This window comes from Arthrobacter mobilis, assembly GCF_012395835.1.
GTDB lineage: Bacteria > Actinomycetota > Actinomycetes > Actinomycetales > Micrococcaceae > Crystallibacter > Crystallibacter mobilis.
Genome location: NZ_JAAZSQ010000019.1, coordinates 49,503 through 64,317, shown reverse-complemented (window position 1 = coordinate 64,317; position 14,815 = coordinate 49,503). Strand labels below are relative to the sequence as shown.

The following is a 14,815-nucleotide window of genomic DNA, read 5'->3' as shown; positions in this document are numbered from 1 at the left end:
GTTCTAATAGGTGCATGCGCTGGGAAGGTCAGACCTTGGAGTCCGAAGACCCGCAGGCCCTGCCCGGGCTCTCGAGGATTGCCGGGTTCATCCGCAGCACGCGGACTCCTGAATTCAGCGGCATCACCTTCCATGAGGTGGCCTGCCGGAGCGCCCTGAACCGGGTTCCGGCACAGTCGGCCATGCCCTTCGACTGGACGGTCAACCCTACCCGGGGATGCCTGCACCAATGCACCTACTGCTTCGCCCGGCGCACGCACGAATATCTGGACTTCGATTCCGGCCGGGACTTCGACACCCAGATCATCGTCAAGACGAACGTCGTCCAGGTGCTGCGCAAGGAACTCGCAAGGCCCTCCTGGCGGCGCGAGCACGTGGCCCTGGGGACGAACTCCGACCCCTACATGCGGGCCGAGGGACGCTACCGCCTGATGCCGGGCATCATTACCGCCCTGGCGGATTCCGGCACACCGTTCTCCATCCTGACCAAGGGCCCGCTGCTCAAGCGGGACCTGCCGCTGCTGGCAGCGGCCGCCCGGAGCGTACAGGTCAGCATCGGGGTTTCGCTGGCGTTCCTCGATGCTGACCTGCAGCAGCGGGTGGAGCCTGGCACGCCGACGCCGAAGGCCCGGCTGGACCTGATCCGGGCCGTTGCCGACGCCGGTCTGGACGTCGGGGTCATGGCCATGCCGGTCCTGCCGTGGCTGACGGACGGGGACGACCATCTCGATGAACTGTTCGGCCGGCTGGCTGCCGCCGGCGCCACCGCCGTAACGGCCGGCGCGCTGCATCTTCGGCCGGGCGCGCGCGAGTGGTTCCTGCAGTGGCTGGCCCGTGATTATCCGCAGCTGACCGGGCGGTACCGGCAACTGTACGGCGGCGGCAGCTACGCCGCCAAGGAGTACCGGCAGTGGCTGGCCGGCCGCGTGGCCCGCTTCCGGACCCGCCACGGCTTTGCCGGCCCGGCCCGCAGCTTCCGCAGCACCGCCCCGGACATCGGCCCCGGACCGGCCGGCCCGCAGGATTCCCCCGCGCCCACGCTGTTTTGACGAGGTGCCACCGTGTTCGACGGGGTGCTACCGTGCCGCCTCGAGCACGGCAGTGACGATCGGCAGGTCGGCCGGGATCCAGGGCAGGGCGCCAAGCTGTCCGGCGTCGAGCGGAACCCAGCGCAGTTCGTCGTGGTCTTCGAGCGGCAGCGGTTCGCCGGCGGCCACCTCGGCCAGCCAGACCCGCATGGCTGCACCTGCGGCCAGCGGCCAGCCTTGCTGCAATGGGCCTTCGACCTCGGCACCGAGGCGGCTGTCCACACCCAGTTCCTCACGCAGTTCGCGCCGCAGCGCCTCCTCGCAGCTCTCCCCCGGCTCCACCTTGCCGCCGGGAAACTCCCACATTCCGGCGTAGTGCTCGGGGGCGCTGCGCCGGGCCGCGAGCAGCCGGGTGGGGCGGGTGAGCGAATCCACGATCGCGGCGCCGACAATCTGCTTGAAACCGTTTTCCACCGTAGAAGTCTACGGCCAGGCTCCGCGTCCCTTGGCCCGGAGCCGGTACCGGCCCTGCTGCTGGCCTAGAGTGGAACATATGGCTTTATCCCGCACCGCCGCCGCGCCGGCACCCTCCGCCCCCGCCCCGGCCGGGCCCGCCGTCTTCGCACTGGCCGTGGGCGGCTTCGCGATCGGCACCACCGAATTCGCCATCATGGGCCTGCTGCAGAACGTCGCCGAGGGGCTGGCCGTCAGCATCCCTGCCGGCGGCCAGCTGATCTCGGCCTATGCACTCGGCGTCGTCGTGGGTGCCCCCGTGCTGGCGGCGCTGGCAGCCCGGCTGCCGCGCAAACAGGTGGCGGTGGCGCTCATGGCAATGTTCACGCTGGCCAACTTCTCCTCGGTACTGGCGCCGGACTTCGGCAGTATGCTGGTGACCCGGTTCCTCTCCGGCCTGCCGCACGGGGCCTACTTCGGCATCGCCGCGGTCATCGCGGCATCGCTGGTGGCGCCCACCCGCCGGGCCCAGGCCGTCTCCATGGTGATGCTCGGACTCTCGGTGGCCAACGTGCTGGGCGTCCCCGCGGTGACCTGGCTGGGACAGAACTACGGCTGGCGGCTAATGTTCCTGGCGGTCGCGGCCATCGGGGCTGCCACGGTGGTCCTGGTCCTGCGGTACGTTCCGTTCCAGCCCGTCCACGAAGGCGCCGGCATCCGGCGCGAACTGGGGGCACTCAAGCACGGGCAGGTCTGGCTGGCGCTGCTGACCGGGATCGTTGGCTTCGGCGGCTTCTTCGCCGTCTATTCCTACATCAGCCCCACGATGACCTCGGTGACCGGGGTTCCCGCGGCAGCCCTGCCGCTGGTTGTGGGCCTGTACGGCCTGGGCATGGTGGCCGGCAGCATCCTGGGCGGAAGGTTGGCGGACCGTTCGGTCATGGGCAGCATCTACCTGGTCATGGCAGCCATTGTCTTGGTCCAGGTGCTGTTCTGGGCCGCGGCGCCGCTGCCCTGGCTGGCGGTACCGCTGGTCTTCCTGCTCGGTGCCGCCGGCTCCAGCCTGGTCCCGGCCCTGCAGACCTGGCTGATGGATGCCTCGCCGCACGCCCAGACCCTGGCCGCCTCGCTGAACCATTCGGCTCTGAACCTGGCCAACGCGCTCGGCGCGGCGCTGGGCGGACTGGTCATTGCCTGGGGGCTGGGCTACCGGGCGCCGGCGCTGGTCGGCGCCGCGCTCGCGCTGCTGGGCCTGGGTGTGGCCGCCCTCGGCGGCCGGGGCCGGCAGCGCCAGGTGCGCTGACGCTGCCGGCCGTACCCGTCCGGCTCAGGCCGGCGCGCTGCCTTCCGGCACCGGCACGTCCTCGGTTTCCTTGCCGGCGCGCAGGATGTCCGGCTTGAGGTAGATGACCCGCGCGATCGCCGGGCGATCTCCTCCCCGGTGTCCCCGTTGCCCACGGAGATCTTGGCGGCCACCAGCAGTTCGTCCGGGCCCAGGTGCATGGTCTTGAGGTGGATGATCCGGGTGTAGCCGTCGCCGGCAATGGCCGTCTCGATCTGCCGCACGTGCTCCTTGGTCGCGGCCTCGCCCACCAGCAGCGATTTCGTTTCCAGGGCAAGGATGACGGCGATGGCCACCAGCAGCACGCCGATCATGGCAGTGCCGACGGCGTCCCAGACGCCGTCGCCGGTGAGCAGGGTCATCCCGACGCCGAACAGCGCGAAGACCAGGCCCAGCAGCGCCCCGATGTCCTCCAGCAGGATCACCGGCAGTTCCGGGGACTTGGCATTGCGCACGAATTCCGCCCACGTCGCCTTCCCGCGCACATGGTTGGATTCCTGGATGGCGGTGCGCAGCGAGAAGGACTCGGCGATGATCGCGCCGACCAGCACGGCCACCGGGACCCACCACCATGGGCCCTCGATCGGGTGCGGATGCAGCCATTTCTCGTACGCCTCGTACAGGGCGAACAGGCCACCGACGCTGAACAGCACAATCGAGACGATGAAAGCATAGATGTAGCGGTCGCGCCCGTAGCCGAAAGGATGCTCGGGGCTGGCCTGCCGGGCGGCACGCTTGCCGCCGACGAGCAAAAGTATCTGGTTGCCGGAGTCGGCCACGGAGTGGATGGACTCGGCCAGCATCGATGACGACCTGGTGAGCAGGAAGGCCACGAATTTCAGGAGTGCGATGGTCAAGTTCGCGATCAGTGCCGCGACAATTGCCTTGGTCCCGCCGCTGGCAGCCATGGGATCCCCTCCGGTCCGGTTCCCGGCGGCGGCCGGAACCACCGGCCGCCGGAACCATTATCTACCGGACCGCCGCCCCGTTGTCTGTGCCGGTCCCTTATCCGCGGCGCTGCGCCCTGGCGGAGGCATAGAGGCAGACGGTGGCCGCCGTGGAGACGTTCAGGCTTTCCGCCTGGCCGTAGATGGGCACCGCCACCCGGTGATCAGCCGCGGCCAGCTCCCGGTCCGACAGGCCCTGTGCCTCGTTGCCGAACAGCCACGCGCTGGGCGCCTCCAGCGCCGGCAGGCCGGCAGTATCCGTGCCGCCGGGGCCGCCCAGGCGGCGCAGCGCGCTCCGGTCCTGGAGTTCGTCCAGGTCCACGTTGCCGTAACCGTCGGCAGCCAGCAGCGCGATCCCCTGCCCGCGCAGGGTGGAAAACAACGTCTCCGTATCCTGGCCCGTCACCACGGGCAGGTGGAAGAGCGATCCCGCGGTGGCACGCACCGCCTTGGGGTTGTAAATGTCCACGCTGGCACTGGTCAGCACCAGCGCATCGGCCCCGGCCGAATCTGCCGCCCGCAGCACGGTGCCGGCATTGCCCGGATCCTGGACACGGACCAGCACGGCCAGCAACTTCGGCCCGGACGCCAGGACGTCGGCCAGCGGGCGGTCAAGGAAATGGCACACGGCCACGATCCCCTGCGGACTCACCGTGTCCGCCATGGCCGCGAGCACTTCGTCGGTGGCCAGGTGCAGCGGCACCCCGTCCGCCAGCTCCGCCAGTTCGGGCAGCCGCCCGAGGCAGGCTGCGGTGGCATAGACCTCGGCCACCACGGGAGCACCGCCGGCGGCTGCACGGTCGCGGTGGGCGGCCAGGGCTTCGCGGACCGCCTGCGGGCCCTCGGCCAGGAACAGGCGGCGCTTTAAGCGCACCGGGCGCCCGGCAAGCTTGGCCACCTCCTTGACCCGATCGGCTCGGGGGTTGGACATGGCTGCCTGCGGGCGCCCGGCAATGCTCATTATGCGGTTATCCGGCGTGAGCGTTTATTCGGCGATCTTCTGGCGTGCCTCGCCGCCGGCCGGCTCGAAACCGGCGGCCTTGGCGGACTCGACGGAGTCGAACCAGTACTCGGCCACGGTCTGCTCGTACCAGGTCGAACCCGGCACGTGGTACTTCTTGGACTGGTTGCCCTTGATGGCGAAGCCCTCGGGGGCAGCTTCTCCGCTGACCGCACGCACGGCGCCGGCGTGGACATTGGCGCTCCCGGCAGCGGGGGTGGAGGCCGGGGCAGCCTTGGAGGCGGCAGCAGCCGGAGCGGAGGTGTCGGCCGGCAGGGCGGCCTTGGCGACCTGCACCAGCGCGGTGAAGGCGGCGGCGTCGGAGACGGCCAGCTCGGCCAGCATGCGGCGGTCGACCTGGACCTCGGCGGCCTTCAGGCCCTGGATCAGGCGGTTGTAGGTCAGGCCGTTGGCGCGGGAGGCAGCGTTGATGCGCTGGATCCACAGGCGGCGGAAGTCGCCCTTGCGCTTGCGGCGGTCGCCGTAGCTGTACACAAACGAGTGCAGCAGCTGTTCCTTGGCCTTGCGGTACAGGCGCGAACGCTGGCCGCGGTACCCGGACGCGCGCTCCAGGATAACCCGGCGCTTCTTATGGGCGTTGACCGCCCGCTTCACACGTGCCACGTGCGTACTCCTTCAATGTTCTTCCCCGGGCTGTCGCAGTTGCCCGGGCAGTGGGGGTGGAAAAGCTTTCCCGGCGGCACACGCTGCCGGGGCAGAGGCCTCACGCTGGATGGGCCTAAAGCTGGATGGGCCTGGAGCTAGATGCCGAGCATCTTCTTGATCGTGCGGGTGTCGGCCGCGGAAACGATCTTGTCGCCGGCCAGGCGCCGGGTCAGCGTGCTGGGCTTGTGCTCCAGGTAGTGGCGGCGGTTGGCCTGCTGGCGCTTGAGCTTGCCGCTGCCGGTGAGCTTGAAGCGCTTCTTGGCGCCACTGTGGGTCTTCTGCTTCGGCATGGCTGCCGTTCTCCTTACGTCTTCCTCCGGCCCGCAGGCCATCGGCTCGTGCGGCATCCCCTCGGAGATGCCTGCGGTTTACATGACTGCCGGACTGCCGGGCGGCCGGGGGCCGCCGGTCAGTTCCAGATCAACGTGGTCCGAAGTCAGCTCTTGGAGCTGCCCCGGCCCGCGGGTTTGGGTGCTGCCGGCCGGGCAGCGGGCTTGGGGATGGCCGTCGGCTTCGGGGCCATGGGCTTGATATCCCCCGGCTTGGGAGCCGCAGGCCGGGGCGCCGGAGCAGCAGGAGCCTGTTCCCCGGCCGGAGCCGGCGCAGCGGCCGGCTTGGCCGCAGCAGGCTTTGCAGCAGCCGGAGCCGGTGCAGCAGCAGGCTTCGCGGCAACCGGAGCCGGTGCAGCAGCAGGCTTCGCGGGGGCCGGTGCCGGAGCAGCGGCCGGTGCCGGTGCAGCAGCAGGCTTCGCGGCAGCCGGAGCCGGTGCAGCAGCAGCCGGTTCAGCAGCAGGCTGCTCCCCTGCCGGTTCTTCGGCAACAGAACGCGTCAGCTCCGCCGGCAGCAGGTCCGCCAGGCTCTGGGTCATCGGTGCCTGCTCCGAGGTCACGTCCACGCGTTCCCGCGGGGCGCGGCGATCCTCGGCGTGACCGCCGTCAGCCTGGCCAGTCGCCTTGGCCTCGTTGGCGGCCCTGGCTTCGGCCTTCTGCGCGGCCCGGCGGGCCTCGGCCTTGGCCTCGGCCTTGTTCTTGATCGGACCGATCACCATGACCATGTTGCGGCCGTCGATGCGCGGGCTGGATTCGACCACGCCGACCTCGGACACATCGTCCGCGAAGCGCTGCAGCAGGCGGATGCCCATCTCCGGGCGCTGCTGTTCGCGGCCGCGGAACTGGATCATGGCCTTGACCTTGTCCCCGGCGCCGAGGAACCGCAGCGCATGGCCGCGCTTGGTCTCGTAGTCGTGGGTGTCGATCTTCAGGCGGAACCGGATCTCCTTGAGCACCGTGTTCGTCTGGTTCTTGCGCGCCTCACGGGCCTTGACAGCAGCTTCGTATTTGTACTTGCCAAAATCCATGAGCTTGCACACCGGAGGCTTGGCCTGCGGTGCAACCTCAACAAGATCCAGATCTGACTCGGCGGCCAGCCGCAGGGCGTCCTCGATGCGGACGATCCCGACCTGCTCACCCGCCGGTCCTACCAACCGCACCTCGGGGACGCGGATCCGATCATTGATTCGTGGCTCGCTAATGTGTCGCTCCTGTTTTCCTGGTAACTGGCACCGCCTGCAAAAGAAGAAGGCCCCCAATTGCAAGCGCAATCGAAGGCCCCGCCGCGGCACGGCCATCCGCACAGGGGGATGGCGCTGCACAGCAAGGAATCCTGGCCAGGATCCTGTGCCGCAATCTGCCGACGCGACCCGGCAGCTCTGGATATCCATGCCGACGGGTGGGAGAGGTCTCCGCTTGCAAATTGATACCCGCCCCTGCCCGTCCCCTGGACAGGCAAATACCGGGTTTCAATCGGTCTGTGACAAGCTTACCAGTATGAGCACGCCAGAGAACAATCCCGGGTCCGCCCACCGCCACAGCTTCGAACCTGCCCCCGGCGGTGCCGGACAGGACGCCGAGCAGGAAGTCCGCGACCAGATGCGCGACATCGCCGAGGTCCCCGCCGTCGAGGTCATCACCACCGCCGCCGTCCACCTGATGAGCGCCGCAGCGGTCAAATGCGGTCTGGCCGATGGCGAGGATGCCGAGGACCTGAAGGACCTGGACGAGGCGCGCAAGCTGATCACCGCACTGGCCGGATTCGTCACGGCGGCAGCCCCCGAAATCGGCAGCCAGCATGCCGGACCGCTGCGGGACGGCCTGCGCTCGCTCCAGCTGGCTTTCCGCGAGGCCTCCCCGTTCCCGGATGCGCCGGGCAAGGGCCCGGGCGAAAAGTTCACCGGTCCGGTGAACTGACCTCCCCACCGGGCGGGACTTCCTCCCGTGAACCGGCCGCCGGCGCCAGGCGCCGGCGCCGGACCCGGTTGGCCGAGCGGGCCGCGAGGCCTGCCAGGGCAAGCACGACGGCGGCGGTGCCGACGGCGGCAAAACCGCCCCGGGCACCCGCGGCGTCGATCACGGTACCTGCCAGCGGGGACCCCAGGGCACTGCCCACGGTCAGGGCCGAACCGTACCAGCCCATGGCCTCGCCCCGCCGATCCTCCGGCACCAGGGCCGCGACCCGTTCCGAGGCCGCGGCCAGCACCGGCGCGCACAGCAGCCCGGGGGCGATGCTGAGCAGGCTCAGCGTCCAGGGATCCGACGAGAGTCCCAGCGGAATGGTCAGTACGCCCATCACGGCCAGCAGCACCAGCGGGGAAACGGAGCGGTGCAAGGCCCCGTAGAGCAGGCCGCCGACCAGCGACGCTCCGCACCAGAAGAGGAAGACCAGTCCCAGCTGCTCCACGTTGCCGCCCTGCCGCAGCGCGGCCACAATGCCGACGTCGGTTCCGGTCAGCAGCAGTCCGGCGCCGGCCGCGGCCGCGAGCACCGCGGCCACCCCGGCGGTCAGCCAGGCGAAGGAGGCGCGCAGCCGGCCCGCCGCAGGGGTGGCCGGGGCGATGGCCGGGGCGGCGCCGTCACCGGTATCGGCAGGTGTGCGGGTCGGCGGGTTGAGCCAGATCAGCAGCAGGCCCGCGGCAGCCGAGGACACCCCGATCAGGACCAGGCCGAGCGCCGTCGACAGCTGGGTGGCCAGCAGGACCCCGGCGGCGGGTCCGGCCATGAAGGTCAGTTCCGTGCCGATCGAATCCAGGGCGTACGCCGTGCGGAGCTGGGCCGGCGCCACCAGCACACCCAGGCACTGCCGCACTACGGAAAACACCGGCAGCGCCAGGATGCCGCCGGCCAGCGCGGCCACCAGCAGCCAGGAGTAGGGCAGGAAGGGGGCTGCTGACCAGATGGCCGCCTCGCCAACTACCGACGGCAGCAGCGCCCGGCGCAGTCCCGCACTGTCCACCCGGCGCCCGCGCCACGGCGCCCCGGTGGCGAAGCCCACCGTCATCACCGCCGCCACCGTCCCGGCGGCGGCATAGCCCAGCCCGAGCGTCTCCACGATGTGCAGCGTCAGCAGCACCCCGGCCGCTGCGTGCGGGAAGCGGGCTGCCACGGCCACCAGCAGCAGCCGGCGGACCGGGGCCTGGCGCAGCAGGGGCAGGTATACAGCGAAGTTCACGGTCCACCACTATCCGGGTTGGTCTTGGGTTAGCGGGTGAACCTCACTTCCAGTGAGTCCACGCGCTCGGCGAATTGCCGGTCGGCGCCCAGCCTGTGCTGGATCCCTGCGGCAATCGACTGCAGGTCCGCGGGCTGCAGGCCGTCCCCGGCCTGCAGCACCAGCGCCAGCTCCGGACCGGATCCGCCCCCGGCAACGATAGTACCCCCAGCGGTCCGGCTGGCCACGCCGCTGCCCGGCGCCAGCTGCGCCCGGAGCACCCGCGGCTCCTGCGCCACGGCGGCGGCCACGGCGCCGGTCAGGGACTCGTCTTGGTACGAGGGCAGCCATTCCTGCTGCTTGGCCAGGGCCCAGACGGCCGGCCGGCGGACCACGAAAGTCAGTTCCGCCCCGGGGTCCAGGACCAGCAGTTCGGCCTGCTCGGCCACCGCCGACAGCGCCGCCCGCGGCGCGTAGACGGCCACCGGCCGGGCCTGCGGGTGCCAGCTGGCCAGGGCCTGGGTCGTCGTAAACACCGGCATGGCCCGCCTGCCATCAGGCGCCTGCAAGGTGACCAGCGCCATATCGGCCTGCTTGTCCGCGGCTACACCGTGGGCCCCGGCCGCCTCCTCGCCCAGTTGGGCGACGACCGGGACGAAGACCCGCGCGGTGGCCAGGGCTGCCACCACTGCGGCCTCGGTCCCGGTGCCGTTGAGCAGCGCCGCGCGGGCGGCGGTGACGCCGGCATCGGCCGAACCGTCGTCGCGGTCGAAGTTGTGCAGCGGATTGCCCGGGCCGCTCAGGTCCCGGCCGGCCCAGGAGACTCCTGCCGAATCAGCGGCGCCGCCGGCGGCGGCCAGCGCCGCGGCAATGTGGCCAGGTAGTTCACGCTTCGCCATCGCGCCTGCGCTCCTAGCGCCGTCCCGCCACGTCGAGGGCCTGCGGCAGGGTGAACTTGCCGGCGTACAGTGCCTTGCCGACGATCGCGCCCTCGACCCCGTGCGGGACCAGGCTGCGCAGCGCGGCCAGGTCGTCCAGGCTGGAGATGCCGCCCGAGGCCACCACCGGCTTGGCGGTGCGGGCGGCCACGTCCTTGAGCAGCTGCAGGTTCGGGCCCTGCAGCGTGCCGTCCTTGGTCACGTCGGTGACAACGTAGCGCGCGCAGCCGGCGTCCTCCAGGCGGGCCAGCACCTCCCAGAGGTCGCCGCCTTCCTTGGTCCAGCCGCGGGCGGCCAGCGTGGTGCCGCGGACGTCGAGCCCGACGGCGATGGCGTCACCGTACTTGGCGATGGCGCGGGCGGTCCACTCGGGGTTTTCCAGCGCCGCCGTGCCCAGGTTCACGCGCGCCGCACCGAGCTCCAGGGCGCGGTCCAGCGAGGCGTCGTCGCGGATACCGCCCGAGAGCTCGACCTTGATCTTCAGTTCCTCGACCACGCGCTGGAGCAGGGCACTGTTCGAACCTCGGCCGAAGGCCGCGTCCAGGTCCACCAGGTGGACCCATTCGGCGCCGTCGTTCTGCCAGGCCAGGGCCGCCTCGAGCGGGTCGCCGTAGCTGGTCTCGCTGCCGGCCTCGCCCTGGACCAGGCGCACTGCCTGCCCGTCCGCAACATCCACTGCGGGCAGCAATTCCAGGATCCCGGCTGTATTCGTCGTCGCTGTATTCGTTGTCATGGTCATCCGCTTTCTCGGCGGGCCCGGTCAGGCCCGGATCAGGTTGTCAGGGGGTCGGGTAGCCGGTAGCCCGGCCGGTTACTTTGCCGGTTCCAGGGTCAGCAGCCAGGCGGCGAGCAGGGACATTGCCGCCAGCACCCAGAAAGCGGCCACCAGGGCCTTGGGCAGCCGCTGCCTGCGGAAGGAGATGGCCCCGCCGGCGAGCAGGCCCGCCAGCGCCATCAGGACAATGCTCCACACGCGCGGCTACCGCAGGGTTCCGAGCCAGTTGCGCAGCAGCTCGGCGCCGGCGTCGCCGGACTTCTCCGGGTGGAACTGGGTGGCACTGAGCGGGCCGTTTTCGACGGCGGCGACAAACGGCGCCCCGTGCTCGGACCACGTGACCATCGGTGGCTTCATGGCCGGCTGCGTCACGGGGAAGTCCCAGTGCTGCACGCCGTAGGAGTGGACGAAATAGAAGCGCTCGTCCCCGATGCCGGCAAACAGACTGGTGCCCTCCGGGGCCTGGACCGTGTTCCAGCCCATGTGCGGCACGACATCGGCCGGCAGCAGTTCCACGGTGCCCGGCCACTCGCCGATGCCTGCGGTACGCACGCCGTGTTCGACGCCCTGCTCGAACATCACCTGCAGCCCCACACAGATGCCCAGTACGGGCCGCCCGCCGGCCACCCGGCGGCCGATCCAGCGCACGGCGTCGACCGCCTTCAGCCCCTCCATGACGGTGGCGAAGGCGCCGACCCCGGGAACGACGAGCCCCTCGGCATTGAGCACGTCCTCGCTGGCGTGGCTGAGGGTGACCTCGGCCCCGACGTGTTCGAGCGCACGGACGGCCGAGCGTACGTTCCCGGAACCGTAGTCCAGGACCGTGACTTTGGGAGCCCGGCTCACAGCGCGCCCTTGGTGGAGGGAATGCCCTCGACGCGCGGGTCCGGTTCGATGGCCGCGCGCAGGGCGCGCGCGAAGGCCTTGAACTGGGCCTCGACGATGTGGTGCGGATCCCGGCCGCCGAGCACGCGCATGTGCAGGCAGATCTGCGCGTGCAAGGTGATGGCTTCGAACACGTGCCGGGTCAGGGAGCCGGTGAAGTGCCCGCCGATCAGGTGGTACTCCTGGCCGGCCGGCTCGCCGTCGTGGACGAGGTAGGGCCGGCCGGAAATGTCGACGACGGCGTGGGCGAGGGCCTCGTCCAGCGGCACCGTGGCCTCACCGAAACGGCGGATGCCCGCCTTGCTGCCCAGAGCGGACTTGAGCACCTCGCCGAAGGTGATGGCCACGTCCTCCACCGTGTGGTGGACGTCGATGTGGGTGTCCCCGCTGGCCTTGACCGTCAGGTCGATCAGCGAGTGCTTGGCCAGGGCGGTGAGCATGTGGTCGTAGAACGGGACGGTGGTGCTGATCTCGGAGCGCCCCGTGCCATCCAGGTTGAGCTCGACCAGTACCGACGATTCACTGGTCGTGCGCTCGAGGCGCGCGGTCCGTCCGATGGCTGTATCCACGGTCATTGAAGTCCCTTAACGAAAAAGATGTCCGAAAATCTGTCCGATAATGCGGCTGGCGAAAGCTGCTGGCCGGCCCTGGCGGCGCCGGCCCCTCCTACCAGTTTAGAAGACGAAAGGCTCAGACCAGTTCCCGGAGGCGCTCCAGGAAGGCTGTGGTCTCGGCCTCAGTGCCGGCCGTCACCCGCAGATGGCCCGGGATGCCAACGTCCCGGATGAGCACCCCGGCCTCCAGCAGCCCCTGCCAGACGGCGCGCGGGTCCTTGAGTCCGCCGAAGAAGACGAAGTTCGAATCCGACGGCGCCGGGGACAGCCCCAGCGCGGACAGTTCCTCCACGATCCGGTCCCGCTGGTCCTTGATGTCCTCCACGTTGGCCAGCAGGTCCCCGGCGTGCTCGAGGGCGGCCAGGGCGGTTGCCTGGGTGATGGCGGAGAGGTGGTACGGCAGCCGGACCAGCCGCAGTGCGTCGGTGACTTCCGGCGCGGCGGCCAGGTAGCCGACCCGCGCGCCGGCCAGGGCGAAGGCCTTGCTCATCGTGCGCGAGACGATCAGCCGCTCCCGTCCCGGCAGCAGGGACAGCGCACTCGGCGTCCCGGTATGGGCAAACTCCGCGTAGGCCTCGTCCACGATGACGACCGCATTGCTGGCGGCCCCGGCGTCATAGACGGCCTCGACCACGTCCAGGCCCAGGGCCGTGCCGGTGGGGTTGTTGGGCGAGCAGAGGAAGACGATATTGGCACTGCTGCGCTTCACCGCATCGGCAGCCGCCGCGGCGGTGAGCGTGAAGTCCGGCCCGCGCGTGCCGGCCACGTACTCCGTGCCGGTGCCGCTGGCCAGCAGCGGGTACATCGAATAGGTGGGCGGGAAGGACAGCGCCCGGCGCCCGGGGCCGCCGAAGGCCTGCAGGATCTGCTGGAGCACCTCGTTGGATCCGTTGGCCGCCCAGATGTTCGAGGCCTCGAGGCCGTGGCCCAGGTAGCGGGCGAGCGCCTCCCGCAGTTGGGTGAATTCCCGGTCCGGGTAGCGGTTGAGCCCGGCGGCCGCCTCGTCCACCGCCGCGACGATCGCGGCCCGCACTTTCTCCGGCAGGCCATGGGTGTTCTCGTTGACATTGAGAAGGATGGGGACGTGGAGCTGCGGCGCGCCGTAGGGCTGCAGCCCCCTCAGGTTGTCCCGCAGCGGCAGTCGGTTCAGGCGTTCAAGCTGGTCACTCACTGCGACAGTTTAAGCTCCCGCCGCCACCGGGCAGGAATCGGCCGGCCGGCGGCGGCCGATGTTACGGATCCGGCAGGATCAGCGGGAGGAGGGCACGAAGACCTGCTGGCCCGGCTGGACCACGGTGCCCTCGAGGTTGTTCAGCTCGGCGATTTCGGCAATCACTTCGTGCGGATGCCGCTCCGGGGCCACGAGGGTGGCGATGTCCCACAAGGTCTGTCCCGCGCCGACGGTAATCCGCACCGTTTCCGGCACGGGCAGTTCCGGTGCCGCGTTGGCCGGCGAGGTGAGCGCGCCGGCGGGCAGCAGCACGGCCGCGGCACCGAGCATCAGCGGAAGGCCGGCCAGGACGAGCCGCCCGCGGCGGGTGAGCCGGAGCGGGGCCGCAGGCGGCTTCGGCAGGGCAAGTGGTACGGACATCTGGCCACCTTTCGCGAGTCTTCGAACGTGCCGATACCAATCCGCGGCAAAGAGGGTACATCTTCGAAGATATGTTCTATCGGGAGCGCTTCTTTTCTAGCACTCACGGACGAACATTGTCGAGACTTAGTCGAACAAATGTTTGAAATCGGCCCGCGGCCCGTCTAGCGTTAATGACGGGAGCGGCCGCGCTGAATTGCTGCATCGGTAGTGCACCAGCCGCCCCTGACACTTTTGACGACACGGCTTTTATGACCAGAGGATCCGGGGCCCGGCGATGACTGAGAAGAGCACCAACAGCACAGGCGCGGCCCGCGGCCGCGGCACCAAGGGGGCCTCCGGCACGCGGACAGCCAAGACGACACCGAAAGGCCTGACCCCGCGGCAGAAAAAAATCCTGGAGACCATCCAGCGTTCGGTCAGCGACCATGGCTACCCCCCGTCCATGCGGGAGATCGGCGACACTGTCGGGCTGGCCAGCCTCTCCAGCGTCACCCACCAGCTTGCCCAGCTGGAGAAGCTGGGCTACATCCGCCGCGACCCGAAGCGGCCCCGGGCCATGGAGGTGCTCACCCACCTGACCTTGGAGCCCGGTCCCGTGGACATTCCGGGAGTAGAGGAGCCGGAACGGCTGCGCAGCGTCAGCGGCGTGGCCGTGGCCGAACTGGCCAGTTCCTCCGACACCGCGATGGTGCCGCTGGTCGGCCGGATTGCCGCCGGCGGACCGATCCTGGCCGACCAGGTGGTCGAGGACGTCATGGCCCTGCCGCGCCAGCTGGTCGGGCACGGTGAACTGTTCATGCTCAAGGTCTCCGGCGACTCAATGGTCGACGCGGCCATCTGCGACGGCGACTGGGTAGTGGTCCGCCAGCAGTCCAGCGCCGTCAACGGGGACATTGTCGCCGCGCTGCTGGACGACGAGGCAACCGTCAAGACCTTCCGCCAGCGCGACGGGCACACCTGGCTGCTGCCGCAGAACACGCAGTACGAGCCGATCCTCGGGGACCACGCCGTGATTATGGGCAAGGTGGTCTCGGTCCTGCGTTCGCTCTGAACCAAGAGAAGAGCCAGGGGTCCCCGGCCCAAGCCTGCG

Annotated in this window: 17 protein-coding genes and 1 pseudogene; 4 read left to right on the top strand and 14 right to left on the bottom strand. The window is 70.0% G+C overall.

All coding sequences use genetic code 11. The features are described 5' to 3' along the window. Positions 1 to 14: 14 nt before the first annotated feature. A complete protein-coding gene (locus tag HGG74_RS16590; RefSeq protein WP_168488141.1) occupies positions 15 to 1,049 on the top strand; it encodes an Rv2578c family radical SAM protein in 1,035 nt (344 codons plus the stop codon). Positions 1,050 to 1,076: 27 nt separating this feature from the next. On the opposite strand, the gene HGG74_RS16585 is transcribed toward HGG74_RS16590, so the two are convergent. Further along, positions 1,077 to 1,502: a (deoxy)nucleoside triphosphate pyrophosphohydrolase gene (locus HGG74_RS16585; protein ID WP_168488139.1), complete on the bottom strand. Its 426-nt coding sequence runs from the start codon at positions 1,500 to 1,502 to the stop codon at positions 1,077 to 1,079. Between the two features lie 79 nt (positions 1,503 to 1,581). On the opposite strand from HGG74_RS16585, the gene HGG74_RS16580 reads away from it, so the two are divergent. Continuing rightward, a complete protein-coding gene (locus HGG74_RS16580) occupies positions 1,582 to 2,784 on the top strand; it encodes an MFS transporter (protein ID WP_168488137.1) in 1,203 nt (400 codons plus the stop codon). A gap of 24 nt (positions 2,785 to 2,808) precedes the next feature. Here the strand turns inward: HGG74_RS16580 and HGG74_RS16575 are convergent. The 5 genes and pseudogenes from HGG74_RS16575 to infC form a co-directional block, all read right to left on the bottom strand. Next, positions 2,809 to 3,731, bottom strand: a pseudogene (locus tag HGG74_RS16575) (cation diffusion facilitator family transporter). A 97-nt stretch (positions 3,732 to 3,828) separates the two neighbouring features. Beyond that, on the bottom strand, positions 3,829 to 4,731 hold the full coding sequence (locus HGG74_RS16570; RefSeq protein WP_168488135.1) for a TrmH family RNA methyltransferase: 903 nt from the start codon (positions 4,729 to 4,731) through the stop codon (positions 3,829 to 3,831). A gap of 24 nt (positions 4,732 to 4,755) precedes the next feature. Continuing rightward, positions 4,756 to 5,394 (bottom strand): 50S ribosomal protein L20, sunset domain variant, encoded by a 639-nt coding sequence (gene rplT, locus HGG74_RS22170; RefSeq protein WP_168488133.1) that lies wholly within the window; start codon positions 5,392 to 5,394, stop codon positions 4,756 to 4,758. Positions 5,395 to 5,531: 137 nt separating this feature from the next. Further along, positions 5,532 to 5,726 carry a 50S ribosomal protein L35 gene (gene rpmI / locus HGG74_RS16560; RefSeq protein WP_168488131.1) on the bottom strand — a complete coding sequence of 65 codons (195 nt, stop codon included), beginning with the start codon at positions 5,724 to 5,726 and terminating at the stop codon, positions 5,532 to 5,534. Positions 5,727 to 5,872: 146 nt separating this feature from the next. After that, the gene (gene infC, locus HGG74_RS22000; RefSeq protein ID WP_376766149.1) at positions 5,873 to 6,925 is read right to left on the bottom strand and encodes a translation initiation factor IF-3; all 1,053 of its coding nucleotides are present in this window, start codon (positions 6,923 to 6,925) and stop codon (positions 5,873 to 5,875) included. A gap of 337 nt (positions 6,926 to 7,262) precedes the next feature. Here infC and HGG74_RS16550 point away from each other — a divergent pair, with 337 nt between their 5' ends. Beyond that, positions 7,263 to 7,682 (top strand): DUF1844 domain-containing protein, encoded by a 420-nt coding sequence (locus HGG74_RS16550; RefSeq protein WP_168488129.1) that lies wholly within the window; start codon positions 7,263 to 7,265, stop codon positions 7,680 to 7,682. On the opposite strand, the gene HGG74_RS16545 is transcribed toward HGG74_RS16550, so the two are convergent. The 8 genes from HGG74_RS16545 to HGG74_RS16510 form a co-directional block, all read right to left on the bottom strand. Next, positions 7,663 to 8,940, bottom strand: a complete 1,278-nt coding sequence (locus HGG74_RS16545) for an MFS transporter (protein ID WP_168488128.1) — start codon at positions 8,938 to 8,940, stop codon at positions 7,663 to 7,665. The two genes, HGG74_RS16550 and HGG74_RS16545, sit on opposite strands and share 20 nt — an antisense overlap. A 29-nt stretch (positions 8,941 to 8,969) precedes the next feature. Then, complete coding sequence (locus HGG74_RS16540) at positions 8,970 to 9,818, bottom strand: SseB family protein (protein WP_168488126.1); 849 nt, start codon at positions 9,816 to 9,818, stop codon at positions 8,970 to 8,972. A gap of 13 nt (positions 9,819 to 9,831) precedes the next feature. Then, on the bottom strand, positions 9,832 to 10,590 hold the full coding sequence (gene priA, locus HGG74_RS16535) for a bifunctional 1-(5-phosphoribosyl)-5-((5-phosphoribosylamino)methylideneamino)imidazole-4-carboxamide isomerase/phosphoribosylanthranilate isomerase PriA (protein WP_168488124.1): 759 nt from the start codon (positions 10,588 to 10,590) through the stop codon (positions 9,832 to 9,834). Between the two features lie 78 nt (positions 10,591 to 10,668). Then, positions 10,669 to 10,830, bottom strand: a complete 162-nt coding sequence (locus tag HGG74_RS16530; RefSeq protein WP_168488122.1) for a CG2302 family histidine operon protein — start codon at positions 10,828 to 10,830, stop codon at positions 10,669 to 10,671. A 6-nt stretch (positions 10,831 to 10,836) separates the two neighbouring features. Beyond that, a complete protein-coding gene (hisH, locus tag HGG74_RS16525) occupies positions 10,837 to 11,478 on the bottom strand; it encodes an imidazole glycerol phosphate synthase subunit HisH (protein ID WP_168488120.1) in 642 nt (213 codons plus the stop codon). Beyond that, positions 11,475 to 12,092: an imidazoleglycerol-phosphate dehydratase HisB gene (gene hisB, locus HGG74_RS16520; protein WP_168488118.1), complete on the bottom strand. Its 618-nt coding sequence runs from the start codon at positions 12,090 to 12,092 to the stop codon at positions 11,475 to 11,477. The genes hisH and hisB overlap by 4 nt, the downstream gene beginning before the upstream one ends. A gap of 115 nt (positions 12,093 to 12,207) precedes the next feature. Next, positions 12,208 to 13,302 (bottom strand): histidinol-phosphate transaminase, encoded by a 1,095-nt coding sequence (locus tag HGG74_RS16515; protein ID WP_168488116.1) that lies wholly within the window; start codon positions 13,300 to 13,302, stop codon positions 12,208 to 12,210. A gap of 78 nt (positions 13,303 to 13,380) precedes the next feature. Continuing rightward, positions 13,381 to 13,722, bottom strand: a complete 342-nt coding sequence (locus tag HGG74_RS16510; protein ID WP_168488114.1) for a LysM peptidoglycan-binding domain-containing protein — start codon at positions 13,720 to 13,722, stop codon at positions 13,381 to 13,383. Positions 13,723 to 13,999: 277 nt separating this feature from the next. Here HGG74_RS16510 and lexA point away from each other — a divergent pair, with 277 nt between their 5' ends. Next, positions 14,000 to 14,776 (top strand): transcriptional repressor LexA, encoded by a 777-nt coding sequence (gene lexA, locus HGG74_RS16505; protein WP_168488113.1) that lies wholly within the window; start codon positions 14,000 to 14,002, stop codon positions 14,774 to 14,776. Positions 14,777 to 14,815 lie beyond the last annotated feature (39 nt).